Source organism: Neobacillus nitrireducens, from assembly GCF_030915405.1.
In the GTDB taxonomy this organism is placed as follows: domain Bacteria; phylum Bacillota; class Bacilli; order Bacillales; family Cytobacillaceae; genus Neobacillus.
Window position 1 is genome coordinate 4,002,099 of record NZ_CP133262.1, and the last position, 19,000, is coordinate 4,021,098.

Genomic DNA, 19,000 nt, shown 5'->3' on the forward strand with positions numbered 1-19,000 from the left:
AATTTTAAGATGAGGTGAAAAAGATGCCAAAAGGTGAAGGAAAAGTTTGTGCACAAAACAAAAAGGCTTACCATGATTATTTTATTGAAGAAACCTACGAAGCTGGAATTGTTCTGCAGGGGACCGAAATTAAGTCAATTCGTGGGGGAAAAGTGAATCTTAAGGATGCTTATGCACGGATTCAAAATGGGGAAGCCATACTTTTCGGGATGCATGTCAGTCCGTATGAACAAGGAAACATTTTTAATCATGACCCATTACGAACACGAAAGCTATTACTCCATAAGCGCGAAATTAATAAACTAATCGGTGAAACAAAAGAGGCAGGTTATGCACTTGTTCCATTAAAGCTTTATTTGAAAAATGGCTTTTGCAAAGTGTTAATCGGACTTGCGAAAGGTAAGAAGAATTACGATAAGCGAGAATCTTTAAAGCAAAAAGAAGCAAAGCGTGAGATTGAACGGGCCTTCCGTGACCGTCAGAAGATGTAACCAGAGTGAATTGGAAATTGTTTTACAGATACTTACAATTGAAAAATCCTTACAGTGTGTTATAATAAGTTTGTCGCTAAGTTAGCGATGTGATACTTTTGCTCAAAGAACGTTGTTGAGCTTCCTAACGTCTACAGCTTTAATCCTTAACAGGGGTTGCAGCTCCTTTTATAATGGGGACGCTACGGATTCGACAGGGGTAGTTTGAGCTTAGGTCGCGAGTCGAGGGGATCGGCCTCGTTAAAACGTCAAAGCCATAACTGGCAAAACTAACAACAACCTAGCTTTCGCAGCTTAATAACTGCATAGCTGTTCGCCCCTCCATCGCCTATGTGGTAGGGTAGCGGACTCACTCTTAGTAGGCTACGCCGGAGTCCACCGCCTGAGGACGAAGGAAGAGAACAACCAGGCTAGCTGACCGGACGCCGGTCGATAGGCATATGGCTTCAGCGAAACACCAATATATCGACTACACTCGTAGAAGCTTAAGTGGCGATATCTTTGGACGTGGGTTCGATTAGTATTAGTCGCCTTATGTGGTAACACATAAGTGAAAATTCGGCTTTATCGGTGAAACCTAAGTCACTTCAATGTGATAGGGCAATGCCGAGCGGTATGTGGAGTAATCCAACAGCCGTGTATCGACTTATAGGCTGCCATGTTTAAGTGGTAGTACTAGGATGTGAAATCATACCTTGAAGAGGTAAATTTATGATTCGCATAAGACGCCGGAGGACCTGTTTGATGGCAGGTTCAAGATATAGTCAGTGCCATGACGAAAGCATGGAAGAGCACGTCCCACCGTCTCCACTACATAGTGGAAAGAAAGACCAGCAGAGATGCTGGTCTTTCTTTATAGCTCGAAATATAATAATTCTAAACTAGATTAGCTGAGGCTAGTCTTTTTTTATTTTAATAAACAGTTTTAAAAACGTATCCACGCGTCAATAATGACAAGTAGTTGAAATCCGGGGGTGCATTTAATGAAAGAAGAATTAAAGATTTTTTATCATATTTTTACGACGACCAAAGATGCTATTGAAAAATTTATGAATATGCTCGATCCTGTTATTCAAAATGCCACAGATGACCATGAACGTCTTTATTATCATCATATTTTTGAAGAAGAGGAGCAGCGGCTCTCTCGATTAGTCGAGCTGATTCCACTGATCAGTAAGTTTGAAAGCGAAAAAGACGAGAAGGATTTCGCTCCCACTAATAATGAGTTTAATCGACTATTGCAGGAATTAAACCTTGAAAAGTTTGGCTTACATAATTTTGTCGAACATCTTGATTTAGCCCTGTTTCGCTTTACCGATGAGGAACGTAGCACGATGCTGAACCAGTTGCGAGAAGTTTCTTACTCGGATTACCAGCAGGTGAAAGCTATGTTGTTGGAGATTAATCAACGATTTGATAATGACTATGTAGACCCGCATGCCCATCATGATCACGATCATGACCATTTAGACCGGTCAGGTACCACTTCAGGTGCTGTTCCAGTTGTATCTGCAGCTAAATATAAAAAGGGTTTTACGGTTGGGAGCTTAATTTAGGTAGTTTTTACATGAGTGAACAGTCTTAATTTAGCTGTTTTTGTTGTTTGGCGGAATAAGTAGTGAAGTTGGCGGAATCCATCTTCAGTTTGGCGGAATAACTGGGAAACTTGGCGGAATCCCCGCTCCAAACGGCGGAATAAAAACAAAACTTGGTGGAATCCCGCCTAGATACAAGCAAGCGGAATCCCGTCCTCCCTTATCCAAACAAATCCCCATCATAAGAACCAAATAGAAAAATATATACGAAAAGAAGAGAGGATCAAAAAATGAACAAATTGCACTTATATCCAGATTCACCGTTAAATGAACAAGAATTTCTCCAATTAGATCAAACAGTCGTCGAATCGGCCCGCAGACAGTTAGTAGGCAGACGTTTTATCGAACTGTATGGACCACTTGGACGAGGCATGCAAAGTATCTCAAATGATATCTTCTTAGAAAATATGGAAGCCAAAATGGATTTCCAGGGTTCCTTTGATACCACTGTTGAATCCAGTAAACGTGTAAATCACACGATTCCATTACTCTATAAGGATTTTATCCTCTATTGGCGTGATATCGAACAGGCGAAGACACTTGATATTCCGATAGATTTTTCCCCAGCTGCTAATGCCGCCCGCGACGTCGCTAATCTGGAGGATCAAATGATTTTTCACGGCGCAAGAGAATTTGATATCCCTGGTTTAATGAATGTTCAAGGCCGCCTGACCCACCTAATTGGAGAATGGTATGAATCAGGGACGGCTTTTCAGGATATTGTCGAAGCGAGAAGCAAACTGCTTGAAATGAATCATCACGGACCGTTTGCGCTTATCTTATCACCCGAACTCTATTCACTCATTCATCGTGTTCATAAGGATACCAATGTTCTGGAAATTGAACATATTCGTGAGCTAGTGACTGATGGAGTATTCCAATCCCCCGTTTTAAAAGGGAAGACGGGAGTGATTCTTAATACAGGACGAAACAACTTGGATCTTGCCGTGTCAGAGGATTTTGATACAGCCTACTTGGGCGTGGAAGGGATGAATCACCCGTTCCGCGTTTATGAAACAGCGGTATTACGAATCAAGCGGCCTGGGGCTATTTGCACTCTAGAGGCAATCGAGGATTAATGGGTGAATAATCGAGTTTTTACGGTAGGCTCACTCATTCCTGGAAAAATTGCACCGGTACAGAACTCTCCCACAAGAACTCTTTTTGAAAAAGAAGAACCAAAACAGCAATCGGGTGAAATCAAAAATCACTTCGAAAATATAATTGTGGTTCAGGGGTCGGATCCATTTGAAATCACACCAGCTAAAGGAAAGTTGCTTGATGCTGCATTAAACCAAGGGAAGCCCATCAACTATAAATGCCGAAAAGGAACCTGCGGACAATGTACCGTACAGGTCCTGCAAGGTCCCGAACTATCAAAACCAAATGAACAAGAGAAAATTAAGCTTGGGAATGAATTAAACAATGGCTATCGATTGGCCTGCCAAGCTGTCATTCTATAAAATACAAAACGCGGTCCACCATAAGGCGGACCGCGTTTTTACTAAGCAAATAATTGAACTAATTTATCTTCAACTGGGAATGGAAGCGAGATATTGTGGTTCTTCAATTCTTTTACACTGATATCACGAACAAGCTTCAGTGCCTCTTTTTTAAAAGAGCTTGTTACAAAACCTGCATTTACTTCACAAAGCTTTTGTAAATATTTCAATGTATCGTGAAGTAGGTATTGCTTAATATACGTATTATTGAGCTGGCAAATTAATTTGTGTTGTAATCCTTTAATGACAGCAATTTGATCAACATGGGCAATCACGTTTGCGCCATCTTGGTCGATGAAGCCAACCGATACATAATGACCTTTGGAGATATCAACATTGGTAAACACAGGGTTTAGATACGTTTCACCTGATGATAACCGAATCGAATCAGCCTCAACCGCACCGCCGATCTTACGTTGATTCGAAATAACCGTGTGAATATCCTTCAACCCATATAGCATGTTAAACATGTTGTATCCCCCTCCAAAGTAATCTCTATAATGTTATCTTAAAGATAATGAGAATCATTGTCAATGGGTGTCAGGCACCAAAATATGGAGGTTGTTTGAACAATTTCATTGCCAAGTAAATGCTGAGATACCACAATATTTAAAAAATATTGTTTACGCCGTGAGTATCATGATTCTTTCCAATCAATATCTCCATTACAAAACGGGTATATCTACCGGGTTAATTTATAGATGGCTTCTGCATAGATCTGCATCGCTTTAAACATTTCTGCTAAGTCAATGTGTTCATTTGGCTGATGCTCGGTTTTCGTTTGATGTGGAAAAACAGCACCGAACGCAACAAAATTATCCATCGCTCTTGCATAGGTGGCACCGCCTGAAGAAATCGGTTCTGAAACCAGATCATTGGTAACCTCCTGGTACACATTCATTAAGGTTTTGATTAAAAAATGATCCTTTGGAATATAGATGGATTTTAAGTAATCGATTTCTTTGTAGGCCAATCCGTATTCCAAGGCCAATTGCGAGAGTCTGTCCACAATTTCTTGTTTATCTGCTGTCACAGGGATGCGAATATCGATCGATAACCTCTCGACCTCATCGTTACATTCGATTTTTCCTACATTGAATTTCAATTTACCAGAAGCTTCATCTTCACATTCACCGAAAATTTTCACCGCAAACGGATCTTCCTTGATTAAATCGTAGACGAATTCGATGGTTTTGGATGTGTAACCTATTTTTTTGAGTGCAATCAATAAACGGTTTATCGCATTGATTCCTTTTTCCGTCACCTGGGCATGGACCGCTTTGCCAAGGACGACAATCCCGTCTTCATCTGTTTCATAAGCAAAATCCAACGCTCTTAATGCAGCGATTAACTCGGTTTGCTTTTCACCGGAATAACGTGCGGTGTCAGGCACCGCATTGAAAGCATTACCTGATATCAACCGTAAACCTGTTTCGTTCTTACCTTCTAAATGCAGTTGGAGCAGGCCTTTTTCGGCATATACGAGCGGGAAGACGGAGTCTGGGCTAAAACCCATGTTTGGGATTTCCTCGAGTTCGCAGTAGCGATTCATACAGCGCCATAATGTTTCTTCATCCGTGCCAAAAATTAATCGAATTCTCTTGGTAAATGGAACACCGAGATTCATTAACGCTTTTACAGCAAAGAGGGCAGCAAGTGTGGGTCCTTTGTCATCCTGTGTTCCCCGGCCGTACATTTTTCCTTCTTTGATGATGGCTTGGAAGGGGGGTGTCACCCATTCATCCAGTTTTCCAGCAGGAACGACGTCCAGATGGCCAAGGACGCCAATCATTTCCTTACCGTTGCCAATTTCGGCATAGCCGTAATAGCCCTTCGGATCACAAAATGTCCTAAAACCCAGCTGCTCACCTATCGAAAGTGTCTTTTTAAGTGCCAAATCAATCTGTTTTCCAAAAGGATAATCGCCATCCTGTTCATTGATGACACTTGGAATTTCGATGAGCTCCATTAATACTTGATGAAAATCTGTTTCTATTTTTTGAAGTTCCGGTAGTAAAAGTTCAGAGATATGGTCCATACTATTCCTCCATTACAGCTTTTTAAGACGACTCCTAATGAAGTAATCATCAATTTATTGTATATCAACGGAAAAATTCACTCAATCAGCGAATTTTGCTTTTCTATTGATGAATCCAAATTTCAAGTAGAGTGATAAGACGCCAAGAACGCGCTCCCCCAAAGTCCAAGATCTTTGCTACATTATTTCTACCTTCACTAACAAAAACGAATTTAATTCCCTCTAAGCGTTCAAATCAGTGAACCATATTTAACAAAGACAACATAAAAAGGACTGAGCCCAAAGTTTGAATTTGAGTTCAGCCCTGTTTAAGTGAAAGTTTACTATTTACAACTTAATTATTTCTCCCTTTTGTAAACCTAATTGTGCTACTGTACCGGCTGGAAGTTCTATTACTGAGTAGGCATTCTTGACTGGTTTTACAAACCCCCATGGTCGAAGTGCTTCAATCATTTTAACAATTCGACCCTCTTTATTTAGAAAAACAGCATCAATTTCAAAATTCATAAAGCACATATGTATCGAATTGCACGGAATAATCCATAATCCCTCGTCAACCAATTGATCCTTCCGAAACATAAGTCCTTTTAACCTCTTAAAAAAAGAATCTGCTAAGTTAATAGAATAGGGAATTGTCCTCATTAATTGCTCCATTATTTTTATCTCCTTCCATAAATTCGTTCTATATATTGAATATACAACATTTTAATTTAGTTCTCAATATAAAACGATGTAGAAAAATGTCGTTTTTTATTTAGAACGAATTTACTAAAAAACTATTTACATCCTGGGATAATCATACTATTATTGTTTCATGGGATGTTCATTATACAGAACAAATGACGGTGGATGCTAAGAAATATAGAACAACTTGCATGAAGGTTAGTGTTCGATGGGATGAACAAAACTCAAGAAACAACAAAATTTTAGGAGGAAAAGAACATGTTGAAAAAGATGAAAGATCTAGTAGTACAAGAAGAGGGACAAGGTTTAGTTGAGTACGGATTAATAATCGGGTTGGTTGCTGTAGGATGTATCCTTGCACTCACTACTTTAAAAGGAAGTATTTCAACTCTATTAAGTGGTATTAAGTTTACTGAATAGAATGTAGAACAAACGTCCTAGAATGTTATATAAAAGGTTTCTTGTGAAAATTAAGAACTGAAACCAGTACAACAAATCTTCAAAGGATGAATAATATCAAAAAAAACCATATCAAGGGGGAAACACCATGTTGAAAGGAATAAGGAATTTAGTAGTACAAGAAGAAGGGCAAGGTTTAGTAGAGTACGGACTAATAATCGGGTTGGTTGCTGTAGGATGTATTCTTGCACTCACTACTTTAAAAGGAAGTATTTCAACTCTATTAAGTGGTATTAAGTTTACTGAATAGAATATAGAACATACGTCGTGGAATGGTGGTATAAGAGGTTTTTTGTGAAATTAAGAACTGGTAATCAGTACAATAAATCTTCAAAGGATGAATAATATCAAAACAAACCATGTCAAGGGGGAAACACCATGTTGAAAGGAATAAGGAATTTAGTAGTACAAGAAGAAGGGCAAGGTTTAGTAGAGTACGGACTAATAATCGGGTTGGTTGCTGTAGGATGTATTCTTGCACTCACTACTTTAAAAGGAAGTATTTCAACTCTATTAAGTGGTATTAAGCTTAAAGAGTAAAAATGGAAGTTAATATTAGAATTTGAGACCTCACCCTCCCTGCTTTTCAAACTCGAGAAGCAGGGCATATTTATAGAATAAGGAGGATCGGAATCATGGAAAAGATCATATTAGTAATTGTTCTTGTAATTTGCCTGTTTACTGACATCAAATCACGAAAGATACTAAATATCATAACCTTACCAACAATCGTCTTTGGATTACTCTATAACATTTTTAATATAGGTGTTGAAGGAGTCCTTTTCAGCGGCAAAGGTTTCCTAATTGGCCTCGGCTTACTCATCATCCCTTATCTATTAGGTGGCATGGGTGCAGGTGATGTAAAGCTAATGGCAGCGATTGGAGCTCTAATGGGAACCAGCTTTGTGTTTTATTCGTTTATTTATACCGCATTAATAGGTGGAGTTATCGCACTGCTATTAATCATCAAAACACAAGGTCTGAAAACCTCTATTAAATCATTATTCTTTAACGTAGTTTTTTTAAGTAGTAATCTTGGATCTATGATTTTACCAAATGGAGAAAAGAATAGTAGTATATCATTCCCTTATGGAGTCGCCATCGTTCTAGGGACATTAAGTTGTCTTGTATGGGGTGGGTTTTAATGAAGTCGGAAAAAGGTCAGGCACTAGTAGAATTTGCACTATCACTTACAGCGCTTGTTATTCTACTGCTTGGAATCATAGATTTTGGAAGAGTTTTTTTTGTCTATTTAACATTAGATAATGCAGGCCGTGAAACGGCGCGTGCTGTAAGTGTTGGAAAAATCAAAACAGATATCGATATACAAAACTACGCAGTTAGTAGTTTTAATAAGAATACAGGACCACTAAATATCAGCCCTTTAACAGTTGGTGATGTAACCCCAGGCGGAACACGTACCTCTGGTCAGGAATTTGTACTCAAAATAAGCTATAATGTAACGTTTTTAACCCCTATAATTGGACAGATCTGGGGAGAAAATCGCCCCATTAAGAATACCACAACAATGAGGGTGGAATAGATGAAGAGGATATTAGAATTATTAACCTTGCGTGAAGAAAGTGGTGCAGTTTTAGTAATAGTGGCCTTTTCGATGGTTGCTCTACTTGGCTTCACAGCTTTAGCTATAGATGGGGGAAGAATTTATTCAGAGAAAAGTAAGCTACAAAAAGCGGTTGATTCAGCAGTACTTGCTGGGGCCCAGGGACTCCGGACTACTAATAGTTCTAGTTCCGCTGAAGAGATAGCAAATGATATCTTCTATGAAAAATATGGTTATGATAATAGTTTAGTTTTTGATTTAACGGTAGTACCGGGTCAATCCATAGAAGGCGAAGCCAAAAATATCCCGGTCTCCATGACTTTTGCTAAAGCAGTTGGTACAGATGAAGCATTTATAAATGCATCAGCAAAGGCGGTTGTTGGCCCTATAACAAAAGCAAGTGGGATTGCCCCATTTGTTATTCTGAAAAGCGATATTCCTAATAGAACAGTATTAAATTGTGGATCGACAAATCCAGGTGATCTTCAAGGAAATTGTGGGTATCTTAAATTTTCTGACGGGAATCTCCGTGATGCTATTTTGAACGGAGCAACCTACGATGTAAGGAATACAGTTTTTACTGACCCAGGGGGCAGTGTCGGCCAGGTTGAACAAGCCATTGATGGAGTGGATGGAATCATTGCAAAAGATGCATCTAAACCTCATTGTCAAAGTCCTGATACTGCAGATAATTCATGCGCAAGGGTAATTACTACAGTAGTAGTTGACAATTGGGTGGATGTGGAGGGAAAACCGATAACCGGAAAGAGTGAATTAAATATTGTTGGTTTTGCATCCTATTGGATAGATAGATACGAAGACAAAAAGCTATATGGCAAATTTATTAAAATGGTTGCACCGGGAGAAATTGGTACAGGAACAGGAATTGGTGATTATAACCTGTTCGGTGTAAAGCTTTCTGAATGATAATCTTCATTTGTTGTAGGAGGACAAAATGAACACCAAAAAAATTTGGATCATCTCATTATTATTAGGAATGACTGTGGCTGCTTTTGCTTATGTAACAATATTCCAAAAAGAAAAGGTTTCAACTGCTTCGGAAGGAAAAGTTACCCAAAAACAAGAACAGAAAATAGACCCTCAAGCTGAAAAGCAAGCGGAAGAAAAGAAAAAGGCTGAAGAAGAGAAGAAAAAGCTTGATAGGAAAGTTAGCAATCCATTAGTGGAGGTCAGCAAAGGGAAGCGGGCAATCTCACTAAAGGTGAATCTCGAGGGTGGCGTTTCAGGCTATATTGCACAAAATTCAAGAGTAGATGTCATTGCTTATGAAACAACCAAAAATGAAAAATCAAAAAAGGAATATAAATCAGCTGTTCTGATTCTAGAAAATGTAAAAGTCCTAACATCAGGGAAATCATCTGACAACCCGGAAGAGGCACTTCATTATGAAACCGTTACATTGGAAGTTACTCCTGATGAAGGGGTCATGCTTGGATTAGCAAGCAAAGATAAGGATGGATTCTATTTGATGCTTAGAAATACGGAGGACACTGGAACTGGCAAAGCAGGACTAAAACATTCCAGAGAAGTAATTAAGGATGACAAAGAGGAGGGTAATAATTCGAAATGAGTATAAATTGGATTTTCTTTTCTGATACAAATGCTCCTCCCGGAGATATAAAAACACTTTTAGAAAAGCAGCAATTTCAGTTAACTTGTACGAATCAAATGGACAAAATGCATAGCCTGCTTGTCGAGAATAATCAGTCCGTACTGTTCATTAAAGCACATACACTCTTTAACGTATTTGAACTTTGTCAGGAAATTTCTGTTCTTTATCCATATGTTTATATTATCTTAATTGTTCCTGATAATATGGAAAATTTAAGAAAGTCAATGCTTATGGGGGCATCGGATACTCTTCGTTCTTCTTTTACTCACGAAGAATTGGGGGAAGCAATTGTTCACGCTAAGAAATATATGAGTCATAGGGCAAAAAAGGATAATCTATTTTTTTTAAAAGAAAAAAGTAGAGTAATTGCCGTTGCTAATCCAAAGGGTGGTGTGGGAAGAACGCTGGTAACCGTTAATCTAGCAGTCGCATTCGCTAGAATGGGGAAAAAAGTTGCGGTTATTGACGGGAATCTCCAATTTGGTGAGGTTGCCATGTACTTTAACCAGAGGCCAAAAAGAACAATTTATGAATGGGTTAAAGAGGGGTATGGCAAAGTGAATTACTCCATCACCCAATACATGAGTACCGTTGATGGGGATGTATCCGTACTTGCGGCTCCAAATCGGCCAGAGTTTTTCGAAGGAATCACAGAAGAGCACATGAAAGAGGCGATTAACGAGGTAAAGAAGTTATTCGATATTGTCTTAATTGATATGCCGGTAAATTTATCAGAAATCCATTTACAATGCCTTGATTCTGCAGATGATATTTTACTGCTAGCATTCAATGAAATATCCGTTTTAAGGTTGAGCCAGCTTTACCTTGAAACGCTAGAATCGATAAAGCAAAAGGATAAAGTAAAATTAATCTTAAATCGTCACGTCAATGGGCAAGGGCTTGATATAAAGAAGATAGAAGGGATCTTCGGATTTTCTCCTTATCACACCTTACCAGATCAAGTAAAAGTGGCTACAGCTTCGATAAAATCAGGTCAACCCTTTATATTATCCAATTCACGAAGCCACTTAGGGAAAGAAGTATGGAAACTTGCAGAGAAGCTATTAGAACAAATGAATGAGGCGCCAAAAATTAAAAAGGAGAAGCGCTGGTTTCTAGTAGGAAAGTGAGGAGAGAAAGTAAATGTCACTATTTGAACGGTTTAAAGAAGGATTAATTACAAATACGAGTGATAGTAAAAGTAATGTAACCAGCATTGGTAGCCTTGATAAAGATGTTCTCGAGGTTACTTCCCAAACCAGGTCACAGGATTTCTGGAAACTTGAAGCAGAACTTCACGACTACCTATTAGAGGAGTTGAAGAGACATCCTGGACAGAATAAAGAAGAAGAAAAACAAAAAATCGAGGAATGGGGACAAGTCTTCTTTGACCAATCAGGCGGAAGGTTAACATTTGAAGAAAAGCAAGAAATTTTGAATTATGTTGAAAATGAATTGCTGGCGTACGGACCAATTACTCCGCTTCTAGAGAATCCGATGATTAGTGAGGTCATGGTGAATAGCTATGATGAAATTTATTATGAGAAGAATGGAAAGATTTTAAGGAGCACAATTAATTTTGTTGATAATCAGCACGTCATGCGGGTGATTGAAAGGATTGTTTCACCGATAGGGCGTCGTGTGGATGAAAGTTCACCGATGGTGGATGCGCGATTACCAGATGGATCTCGTGTGAATGCAATTATTCCCCCACTTGCGTTAAAGGGACCAAGTTTAACGATTCGTAAATTCTCCGATACTCCTTTTACAATTAACGACTTAATCAGATTCGGAACTTTAAGTGTAGATATGGCGGAATTCCTGGATATCTGTGTTAAATCAAAGCTTAATATCTTTATTAGCGGTGGGACAGGGTCAGGTAAAACTTCAACCTTAAATGTGTTATCGTCCTTTATTCCGAACAATGAACGAATTGTCACCATTGAAGATGCAGCCGAGCTTAAGCTAAATCAGGAACATGTTGTTTCATTAGAATCCCGTCCACCTAATATAGAAGGTAAGGGTCAAATTTCGATTCGTGATTTAGTACGTAATTCACTCCGTATGCGGCCAGATCGAATTGTGGTCGGAGAGGTTCGTGGTGCAGAAGCGCTGGATATGCTTCAGGCCATGAACACGGGGCATGACGGCAGTTTAAGCACAGGACATGCCAACTCACCACGTGATATTCTATCCCGTTTGGAAACAATGGTATTAATGGCAGGATTCGAGCTTCCAGTAAAGGCAATTCGTGAGCAGATTGCAAATGCAATCGATGTTATTGTCCAGCAAACAAGGCTGAAGGATGGCACAAGAAAAATAACTTATATAACAGAAGTATTAGGTATGGAAGGGGATACCATCGTTCTTCAAGATATTTATTTATTTAATGAGACCGGTCGTACGAATGATGGACGGATTGAAGGAAAGTTTACTAGCACGGGAATACGTCCAAAATTTACAGAGAAGCTTGAAATGAATGGACATGCCTTACCTGCTTCTTGGTTCGTTGGGGAGTGGTAGACATGAAAACAGTAATAGAGATCATGCTCATATTTTTGGCTTCAAGTGTCTTTATGTTTCTATTCCTTAGAAGGTACATAAATAAAAGGAGAATGGATCATCGAATCACTGAATTTTTGCCTGCCCCGATTGTGGTGGTAGCCGAGGTCAAAAAACAAAAAAGACCATCCCTTTTTATACGTTTTTTTCTATTGATTAGTTTGATTTTTAAAAATGTCCAATTCAGTGAAAAAACAGAAAAAATCTTACTAGAGGCTGGAAGTAAATTAAAGCCAGAAGAGTTTTTTGCTTTCAGATTATTAACAGCCGCCGGGGTGATTATGATGGTCGCATTCCTTGGACTACCATTGTTTCTAAGCCCTGTCGCGATAGTCATTGGATTTATTCTTCCAAAATATGTGATGAAACAAAAAAGGAAAAAACGACTGCAATTATCCTCTCAGCAATTAATTGATGTTTTGGGGATGATGGCCAATTCCATGCGGGCAGGATTTAGTTTCATGCAGGCGATGCAGCTTGTTGGCAAAGAAGTGCCAGATCCACTGGGGCCAGAATTCGATCGGGTTGTTAGACAATCTGGATTGGGGATTCCGTTGGAGGAGGTATTTGAGGAATTAGTCGAACGTTTGCCAAATAAAGAACTCGAAGTAGTCGTTCGGGCAATCCTAGCACAGCGAAAAAGCGGGGGGAATCTTGCTGATCTACTTGAAACAATGGAAGAAACAATTAGAGGAAGAGTGCGGATTCTTGAAGAGCTAAAAACATTAACTGCGCAAGGGAAAATGTCATCATGGATTATCACCTTGTTACCGGTGGGGCTTGGATTATATTTAGCTATGATGAACAGAGAATATTTTGGCCCTATGCTTGAACATCCATTAGGATGGGCAATGCTCTCGGTATGCGTCATATCAAACTTTATTGGCTGGTTGTTTATTCAAAAAATTATTCGAATAGAGGTGTAGGAATGTGCAGGGTTTCGTTCTTATAGTTTTAATAACTGCTTTCCTTACTTTTATGTTGGCAGGAATCCTATTAACAATTTTCAAAAGAGAAATTGCTTATAATAAACGTGTGGGCAGATACTTTGATACCCAGGTTAAGAAAAGAAAGATTGATCCTGCTAAGAAAAGTAACGAAAGCAGATTAAAACAAAAACTAGGTATTTATTGGAATAAAGGAACCGTTTTATTAAATAAAAAGGTTTCTAAAACAGATCGAAAAAAATTGGATATGTTACTCAGAAATGCCGGATACCCTTTTAAATCGGCCATTGACTTTAGGTTATTTCAAATGGTTCTTAGTATAGCAGCAAGTGTACCCTTTATTCTGTTTATTTTACCCACTGCTGATAATAAAATGTCCACCTGGATGATGGCGATCACGATGGCAATTTTAGGGTTTAGACTCCCTATTTTCTATTTAGGTAAGAAAAAAACAGCTAGAATTAAGGAAATTAATAAATCTATGCCTGATTTTTTTGATACGGTAAACCTCTTGCTGGAGGCCGGTATGGGGCTCGACTTAGCTCTTGCGGAGGTATCCAAAAAAATAAAAGGGCCACTCTCTGAAGAGTTCTTTCAAACATTAGAAGATATGAAGTTAGGTAAATCGAGAAGAGAAGCATTCTATGATCTTAGGAAACGAGTTCCTTCTGATTCATTTCAAAGTGTTATTACCTCGTTAATACAGGCGGATCAGCTGGGAATTGGTATGGCTAAAGTGTTGGGCAATCTGACAGTCAGGGTTCGGGAGCAACGCCGTGAGGCTGCTAGAGAACAAGCTATGAAGGCTCCAGTAAAGATGTTATTTCCAATGGTGTTTTTCATTTTCCCTTCACTCTTTATTGTTATTTTAGGCCCATTGGTCATTTATTTTGTTACAAAGGGTTTAGGCGGTTAATTGTAGTTCTTGAGAAAATTATAGATTGTCATTTACGAATGGTGGGATGTTTGGAGTTGAATAGAAATCATAATGCAATTGTTCTGAACAGAGGAGAGAGTTACTATGGATGGCACTAAACTAAAAATGCTGAGGACCACCAAAGGAATTTCTTTAACAAAACTCAGTGAACTTACAGGAATTTCAAAATCTTATTTGAGTTTAATTGAACGTGATATTCAAAGGAATCCTAGTTTGGAAATATTAGGGAAACTCGCGAAAACATTTGATGTAGATGTGGAATATTTAGTAAAAGATATGAAGAAGGAATCAGCGGTTTTCCAAAATGAAAGGTCTACAGTAAAGAGTACTCTAAAGTTTGAAATTGAATTATATGACAATCAATTAAACCCGCAGAAAATAAAGCAAATAAAGGAATTAATAAGTTCACTAATCAGAGAATAACAAATATCCTAAAATATGTTGTGGTTGGGCACATAAGTAATTGTTCGACTTTTATTTTTGAGTCTGCGTTCTATATATTGAACGGTAAGTTCTGAATATAGTGGTGTTAAGCAGAAAGTGAAAAAAATTTATCGTAAAGTAGGAGAGTAAATGGAGAATATTTCGAACGTATGGATGTTTATAATTTTTATTATCTGCTTAATCTTTCCTGTTTATCATATGATTCACGCGCTTCTAATTATCATCAAAAAACCTTATTATCAAAAAGTGAAAAGGGTATTATCTGAAAAGCCAATAAGTATTTTGGTACCATGCTATAACGAAGAGTCAATTATTAAGACAACTATTCTAGGTATTGACCGACTTAATTATAAAAATTACGAGTATATCCTAATTAACGATGGTTCAAATGATCATACATTTGAGATAATGGAGCAACTGCTGGATTTAGAAATTCAAAAAAGAGGCCCAAATTGTAATCTTGAGTTTTCTCCAGTAAAGGGAGTTTATCGGTCAAAACGAAATCCTAATGTTATCGTAATTGATAAATTCAATGGGGGTAAAGCAGATGCACTTAATGCTGGAATTTCTTATTCCTCCAATGAATTAATTATTACCTTGGATGCCGATAGTATTTTAGATGAGAAGGCACTTTCGATTATAAACTGTGCTTTTGTTGATCCTAACTTAATCGCTGCTGGTGGAACAGTCCATGTTTTACAAGGAAGAAGATTTAAGCATGGCTCTTTAATTCCTACACTAAATGTTAAATCAATCGTTAAATTTCAAATTGCTGAATACTTACGAGGGTTTTACATTTATAAAGCCTCATTAGCCAAGGCTAACGCGCTATCGATTATCTCGGGAGCCTTTGGGGTTTTTAAAAAGGATGTATTAATAAAAGTTGGGGGTTATCGAAAGACCATCGGCGAGGATATTGACATAACCCTGAAAGTTCAACACTATAAAAATCAACGTGTTGGATTAAAGGTTGCGTATATTCCGGAAGCAGTCTGTTATACGGAGGTTCCGGAGACGTGGAAAGGACTATATAATCAGCGGATTAGATGGCAAAAGGCATTTATTGATTGTACTGTTCTTTATTTAAAAGATTTTATGTCGACTTTATTAAAAAGTCCGTTGTCTTTTTTCTTCATGATTGATGCACTTTTTGTTGGCGTGATTTGTTCGTTTATTACTGTGATAAGCTTTATCTTGTTAATCTTTTTTTCCGAAAATGTCCATTATCTTTTTTTCTTCTTAACTTTGTATGTAGTAACAAACTTCTTATATAACCTTATAGGGGTTATTATTTCTTACTATTATCGGAATAGTTTCGGTAAAAGGGATTTTCTGAATATCCTAATGGTTAACCTTTTTGACCTTATAGCTTTCCGCGTGTTTACCCTATTCTGTACACTTAGCGGGACAGTCCAATACTTCGTTAACAAAGAAGGGTGGAACAAAGTGGCTAGAACAGGGAGGAAGTATCATATTGAACAAGAAGGGGAATTTATGTAGAATTTGTCGTTCGTTATTATGAACGACTTTTTTATTTGGAGTTAATTTTATTTGGAGCTGAGTAGCAAGGGATCGTCTTTATAATTCTAAAGTATTAAATTAATAGTTTGGTAACACTTGGGTAAAAATTTCGTCTATAATGGAGAAAGAAATATAAAAAACATCAAAGAGGGATTGATCAATGGGGAATTTTAAAAGCAATTGGTCGAAGGGGACGTTAATTGCCATCATTGGGGTTACTCTTTTGTTTGCGGGGATCTTTGTTAGTAATTATTTTCAAGCGATGGCTGCTGGCAATGATACTAATAATCACCCAAAAAATGAAGCTACTAATCTGCCAATGAAGAAAAGTGTATCAGCAGAAATGATTGTTCGAAATACAAATGATTTAAAATTGGAAAAAGAAATGATGAGAAAGCAACAAGAGGAAGCCGTGATTTGGAGAAATAAGCAAGAACGAGAGTCAAGTAAGGTGCCAAACCATACTACTACAAATATAGCTGCGGCACACCCCACCACAAAAGATAAAACTACTTCTCAACCATCGACAAAGGAATCCAATGTAACTCCGATTAAACAAACAAATACACAACCTAACAAAAGTGGAAAGAAAATAGTCTATTTAACATTTGATGATGGTCCAGCAGCTTTTTCCAATCAGATTATCGCACTGCTTGAAAAATATCAATATAAAGCGACATTCTTTATGATTGACGGGAATATACGCAGATATCCAGAATCAGTTAAATTAATGACCAAATCAGGAGAAACGGTTGGGTTACATAGTGTATCTCATAGTCAAAAGAAATTTTATAAATCTAAAAAAACAGTGCTCAATGAATTAACCCAAAATCGAAACACATTATTGAAAGTGTCTGGTGTCAATTCCTTTATCATGAGAACACCTTATGGCAGTGCCCCAAACATGACTCCCGAGTATAAAAAGGCTGTAAAGCAAAACGGGTATATCATGTGGGACTGGAATATTGATAGTAAGGATTGGTACTATAAGGATAAACGCTATGTCAATAGTGTCATCGCGCAAATTAAACAAAGGAAAAACCATAATGGACCGCTTGTTATTCTTTTACATGAGCGGAAGGAAACGCTTGCCCATTTGCCAAAGCTTCTGGATTATTTAAAGAAACAAGGATATGAAGGGAAGCCAATTGAAAAGACAACAGCTCCTGTTCAATTTTAAAATACGACAAAATACCTGCCGATTTGATATAATAACGTTAGGATAAAAAACTTTTTCATGTGAATTTATAGTGAAGATAATGGGGATCGATAAGGGACTATGATGAATAAAATTTTGCAGAGCACAAGTTTCAAGAGAATATCAATCTTTGTCGTCATTGCTATTGCTATCTATGCAATGAAGTCGATGATTAATTTAATCTTACTTACGTTTATATTTGCTTTTTTAATGGATCGCTTAGTGCAATTCATTGAAAGAAAAATACCGCTTAACAGAAAGTTAATTGTTGTGATATCGTATGCGAGTATTGTCGGTCTGCTTTCTTATGGCTTGGTCATGTACCTGCCAATGATTGCAGGCGAAATTACTGCACTAATCAAGCAATTAACTGCTTTCTATACAACGAAGCACGATAATATTGTCCTGAATTACGTCATGAGTCGAATGGAAGAAATAAAAATCTCAAGCTATTTAGAGCAAGGCTTTACCTTTGTCTTAAAATACTTTACGGATATCAGTAAAATTGGTCTGCAAATTTTATTAGCCCTGCTAATGAGTTTGTTCTTCCTTTTAGAAAAACCGCGTTTGATTGAGTTTACAAAGAAATTCAGAACCAGCAAGGTTGCACCCATTTACTCTGAACTTGAATTTTTTGCAAGGAAATTTGTAGGAACGTTTGGTAAAGTCATTGAAGCGCAGCTAATCATTGCTGTTGTGAATTGCATTTTGACAACCATTTCCCTATGGATATTGGATTTCCCACAGCTTGGCGGGTTATCGATCATGATTTTCATTTTGGGGCTCATTCCAGTCGCAGGTGTCATTATTTCAATCATTCCACTTGCAATCATCGCCTATAGTATTGGCGGTTTGATCAAAGTCCTTTATGTCGGTATTGCCATTATGATAATTCACGGAATTGAGGCGTATATTCTCAATCCAAATTTAATGAGTTCCAAAACAAATCTTCCAGTTTTCTATACATTTATAGTCTTGATTTTCTCCGAGCACTTTTTTGGTGTATGGGGCTTGATCGTCGGAATACCTGTCTTTGTTTTCTTTTTGGACGTATTAGAAGTAACTGAAAGTAAGAAGCGTTAATAAAAAGCCCATTGGTGGGCTTTTTTGTTTATACTAAAAGTATAAACCAGTAAGGAGGATGACATTTTGAGCGAATGCAAATTAGATCATAACCATGAAGATGTAAAGAGTAAATACGAATCGATTGCCGCTTTTTTGCCTGAGGATTTGAAGCCATTATTTATTCAATTCTTTGAAAAAGAGCATTCCCAGGACCTTTTAAACGAGGTGTTCCATTTGCTAAAAAAATACGATTTAGCTACAAAAGAGGAACAAGCTACTAGAAACAACCGCTTATATTTGGTGCTGAAAAACGTATAAGTATCGGGGCCCTTAATAAATGGGGCCTTATTTATTTTTCTT

24 protein-coding genes and 1 other RNA gene are annotated in these 19,000 nt (G+C 37.8%); 22 read left to right on the top strand and 3 right to left on the bottom strand.

Features of this window, described 5'->3' with window-relative positions; genetic code table 11:
• Positions 1-23 precede the first annotated feature (23 nt).
• From smpB to RCG22_RS19300, 6 genes are all read left to right on the top strand, one after another.
• A complete protein-coding gene (gene smpB / locus RCG22_RS19275) occupies positions 24-491 on the top strand; it encodes an SsrA-binding protein SmpB (RefSeq protein WP_066258732.1) in 468 nt (155 codons plus the stop codon).
• A gap of 183 nt (positions 492-674) precedes the next feature.
• Positions 675-1,011: a transfer-messenger RNA gene (gene ssrA / locus RCG22_RS19280) on the top strand.
• 463 nt (positions 1,012-1,474) lie between these two features.
• Positions 1,475-2,047, top strand: coding sequence for an IMEF encapsulin system ferritin-like cargo protein (locus RCG22_RS19285; protein ID WP_308104276.1), 573 nt, complete (start codon positions 1,475-1,477; stop codon positions 2,045-2,047).
• A gap of 40 nt (positions 2,048-2,087) precedes the next feature.
• Positions 2,088-2,282, top strand: a complete 195-nt coding sequence (locus tag RCG22_RS19290) for a hypothetical protein (protein WP_308104277.1) — start codon at positions 2,088-2,090, stop codon at positions 2,280-2,282.
• Between the two features lie 34 nt (positions 2,283-2,316).
• Entirely contained in the window at positions 2,317-3,165 is an 849-nt protein-coding gene (locus RCG22_RS19295; RefSeq protein WP_308104278.1) for a family 1 encapsulin nanocompartment shell protein, read from the top strand.
• A 3-nt stretch (positions 3,166-3,168) separates the two neighbouring features.
• Positions 3,169-3,549 carry a 2Fe-2S iron-sulfur cluster-binding protein gene (locus RCG22_RS19300; RefSeq protein ID WP_308104279.1) on the top strand — a complete coding sequence of 127 codons (381 nt, stop codon included), beginning with the start codon at positions 3,169-3,171 and terminating at the stop codon, positions 3,547-3,549.
• A 41-nt stretch (positions 3,550-3,590) separates the two neighbouring features.
• On the opposite strand, the gene RCG22_RS19305 is transcribed toward RCG22_RS19300, so the two are convergent.
• The 3 genes from RCG22_RS19305 to RCG22_RS19315 all read right to left on the bottom strand — a co-directional run bounded on the left by RCG22_RS19305 (position 3,591) and on the right by RCG22_RS19315 (position 6,280).
• Complete coding sequence (locus tag RCG22_RS19305; protein WP_308104280.1) at positions 3,591-4,058, bottom strand: hypothetical protein; 468 nt, start codon at positions 4,056-4,058, stop codon at positions 3,591-3,593.
• 212 nt (positions 4,059-4,270) lie between these two features.
• Positions 4,271-5,626: a M20 family metallopeptidase gene (locus RCG22_RS19310; RefSeq protein WP_308104281.1), complete on the bottom strand. Its 1,356-nt coding sequence runs from the start codon at positions 5,624-5,626 to the stop codon at positions 4,271-4,273.
• Positions 5,627-5,953: 327 nt separating this feature from the next.
• Positions 5,954-6,280 carry a DUF192 domain-containing protein gene (locus RCG22_RS19315; protein WP_308104282.1) on the bottom strand — a complete coding sequence of 109 codons (327 nt, stop codon included), beginning with the start codon at positions 6,278-6,280 and terminating at the stop codon, positions 5,954-5,956.
• 288 nt (positions 6,281-6,568) lie between these two features.
• On the opposite strand from RCG22_RS19315, the gene RCG22_RS19320 reads away from it, so the two are divergent.
• The 16 genes from RCG22_RS19320 to RCG22_RS19395 all read left to right on the top strand — a co-directional run bounded on the left by RCG22_RS19320 (position 6,569) and on the right by RCG22_RS19395 (position 18,958).
• Positions 6,569-6,730: a Flp family type IVb pilin gene (locus RCG22_RS19320; protein WP_308104283.1), complete on the top strand. Its 162-nt coding sequence runs from the start codon at positions 6,569-6,571 to the stop codon at positions 6,728-6,730.
• Positions 6,731-6,857: 127 nt separating this feature from the next.
• Positions 6,858-7,019, top strand: coding sequence for a Flp family type IVb pilin (locus RCG22_RS19325; RefSeq protein WP_308104284.1), 162 nt, complete (start codon positions 6,858-6,860; stop codon positions 7,017-7,019).
• 128 nt (positions 7,020-7,147) lie between these two features.
• Entirely contained in the window at positions 7,148-7,309 is a 162-nt protein-coding gene (locus tag RCG22_RS19330) for a Flp family type IVb pilin (protein ID WP_308104285.1), read from the top strand.
• Between the two features lie 95 nt (positions 7,310-7,404).
• Positions 7,405-7,914, top strand: a complete 510-nt coding sequence (locus RCG22_RS19335) for an A24 family peptidase (protein ID WP_308104286.1) — start codon at positions 7,405-7,407, stop codon at positions 7,912-7,914.
• Positions 7,914-8,312, top strand: a complete 399-nt coding sequence (locus tag RCG22_RS19340; protein ID WP_308104287.1) for a TadE family protein — start codon at positions 7,914-7,916, stop codon at positions 8,310-8,312. Before RCG22_RS19335 ends, RCG22_RS19340 begins: the two co-directional genes overlap by 1 nt.
• The gene (locus RCG22_RS19345; protein WP_308104288.1) at positions 8,313-9,260 is read left to right on the top strand and encodes a pilus assembly protein TadG-related protein; all 948 of its coding nucleotides are present in this window, start codon (positions 8,313-8,315) and stop codon (positions 9,258-9,260) included.
• A gap of 28 nt (positions 9,261-9,288) precedes the next feature.
• Complete coding sequence (gene cpaB, locus RCG22_RS19350; protein WP_308104289.1) at positions 9,289-9,924, top strand: Flp pilus assembly protein CpaB; 636 nt, start codon at positions 9,289-9,291, stop codon at positions 9,922-9,924.
• Positions 9,921-11,096: a CpaE/TadZ family protein gene (locus RCG22_RS19355; RefSeq protein WP_308104290.1), complete on the top strand. Its 1,176-nt coding sequence runs from the start codon at positions 9,921-9,923 to the stop codon at positions 11,094-11,096. Before cpaB ends, RCG22_RS19355 begins: the two co-directional genes overlap by 4 nt.
• Before the next feature lie 13 nt (positions 11,097-11,109).
• Entirely contained in the window at positions 11,110-12,489 is a 1,380-nt protein-coding gene (locus RCG22_RS19360) for a TadA family conjugal transfer-associated ATPase (protein ID WP_308104291.1), read from the top strand.
• 2 nt (positions 12,490-12,491) lie between these two features.
• Complete coding sequence (locus tag RCG22_RS19365) at positions 12,492-13,454, top strand: type II secretion system F family protein (protein ID WP_308104292.1); 963 nt, start codon at positions 12,492-12,494, stop codon at positions 13,452-13,454.
• Positions 13,455-13,506: 52 nt separating this feature from the next.
• The gene (locus RCG22_RS19370; RefSeq protein WP_308104293.1) at positions 13,507-14,391 is read left to right on the top strand and encodes a type II secretion system F family protein; all 885 of its coding nucleotides are present in this window, start codon (positions 13,507-13,509) and stop codon (positions 14,389-14,391) included.
• A 105-nt stretch (positions 14,392-14,496) separates the two neighbouring features.
• Positions 14,497-14,835, top strand: a complete 339-nt coding sequence (locus RCG22_RS19375; protein ID WP_308104294.1) for a helix-turn-helix domain-containing protein — start codon at positions 14,497-14,499, stop codon at positions 14,833-14,835.
• Positions 14,836-14,985: 150 nt separating this feature from the next.
• Positions 14,986-16,356 carry a glycosyltransferase family 2 protein gene (locus RCG22_RS19380; RefSeq protein WP_308104295.1) on the top strand — a complete coding sequence of 457 codons (1,371 nt, stop codon included), beginning with the start codon at positions 14,986-14,988 and terminating at the stop codon, positions 16,354-16,356.
• Between the two features lie 181 nt (positions 16,357-16,537).
• Positions 16,538-17,557, top strand: coding sequence for a polysaccharide deacetylase family protein (locus RCG22_RS19385; protein ID WP_308104296.1), 1,020 nt, complete (start codon positions 16,538-16,540; stop codon positions 17,555-17,557).
• A 99-nt stretch (positions 17,558-17,656) separates the two neighbouring features.
• A complete protein-coding gene (locus RCG22_RS19390; protein WP_308104297.1) occupies positions 17,657-18,658 on the top strand; it encodes an AI-2E family transporter in 1,002 nt (333 codons plus the stop codon).
• A 66-nt stretch (positions 18,659-18,724) separates the two neighbouring features.
• Positions 18,725-18,958 (top strand): hypothetical protein, encoded by a 234-nt coding sequence (locus RCG22_RS19395; RefSeq protein WP_308104298.1) that lies wholly within the window; start codon positions 18,725-18,727, stop codon positions 18,956-18,958.
• Positions 18,959-19,000 lie beyond the last annotated feature (42 nt).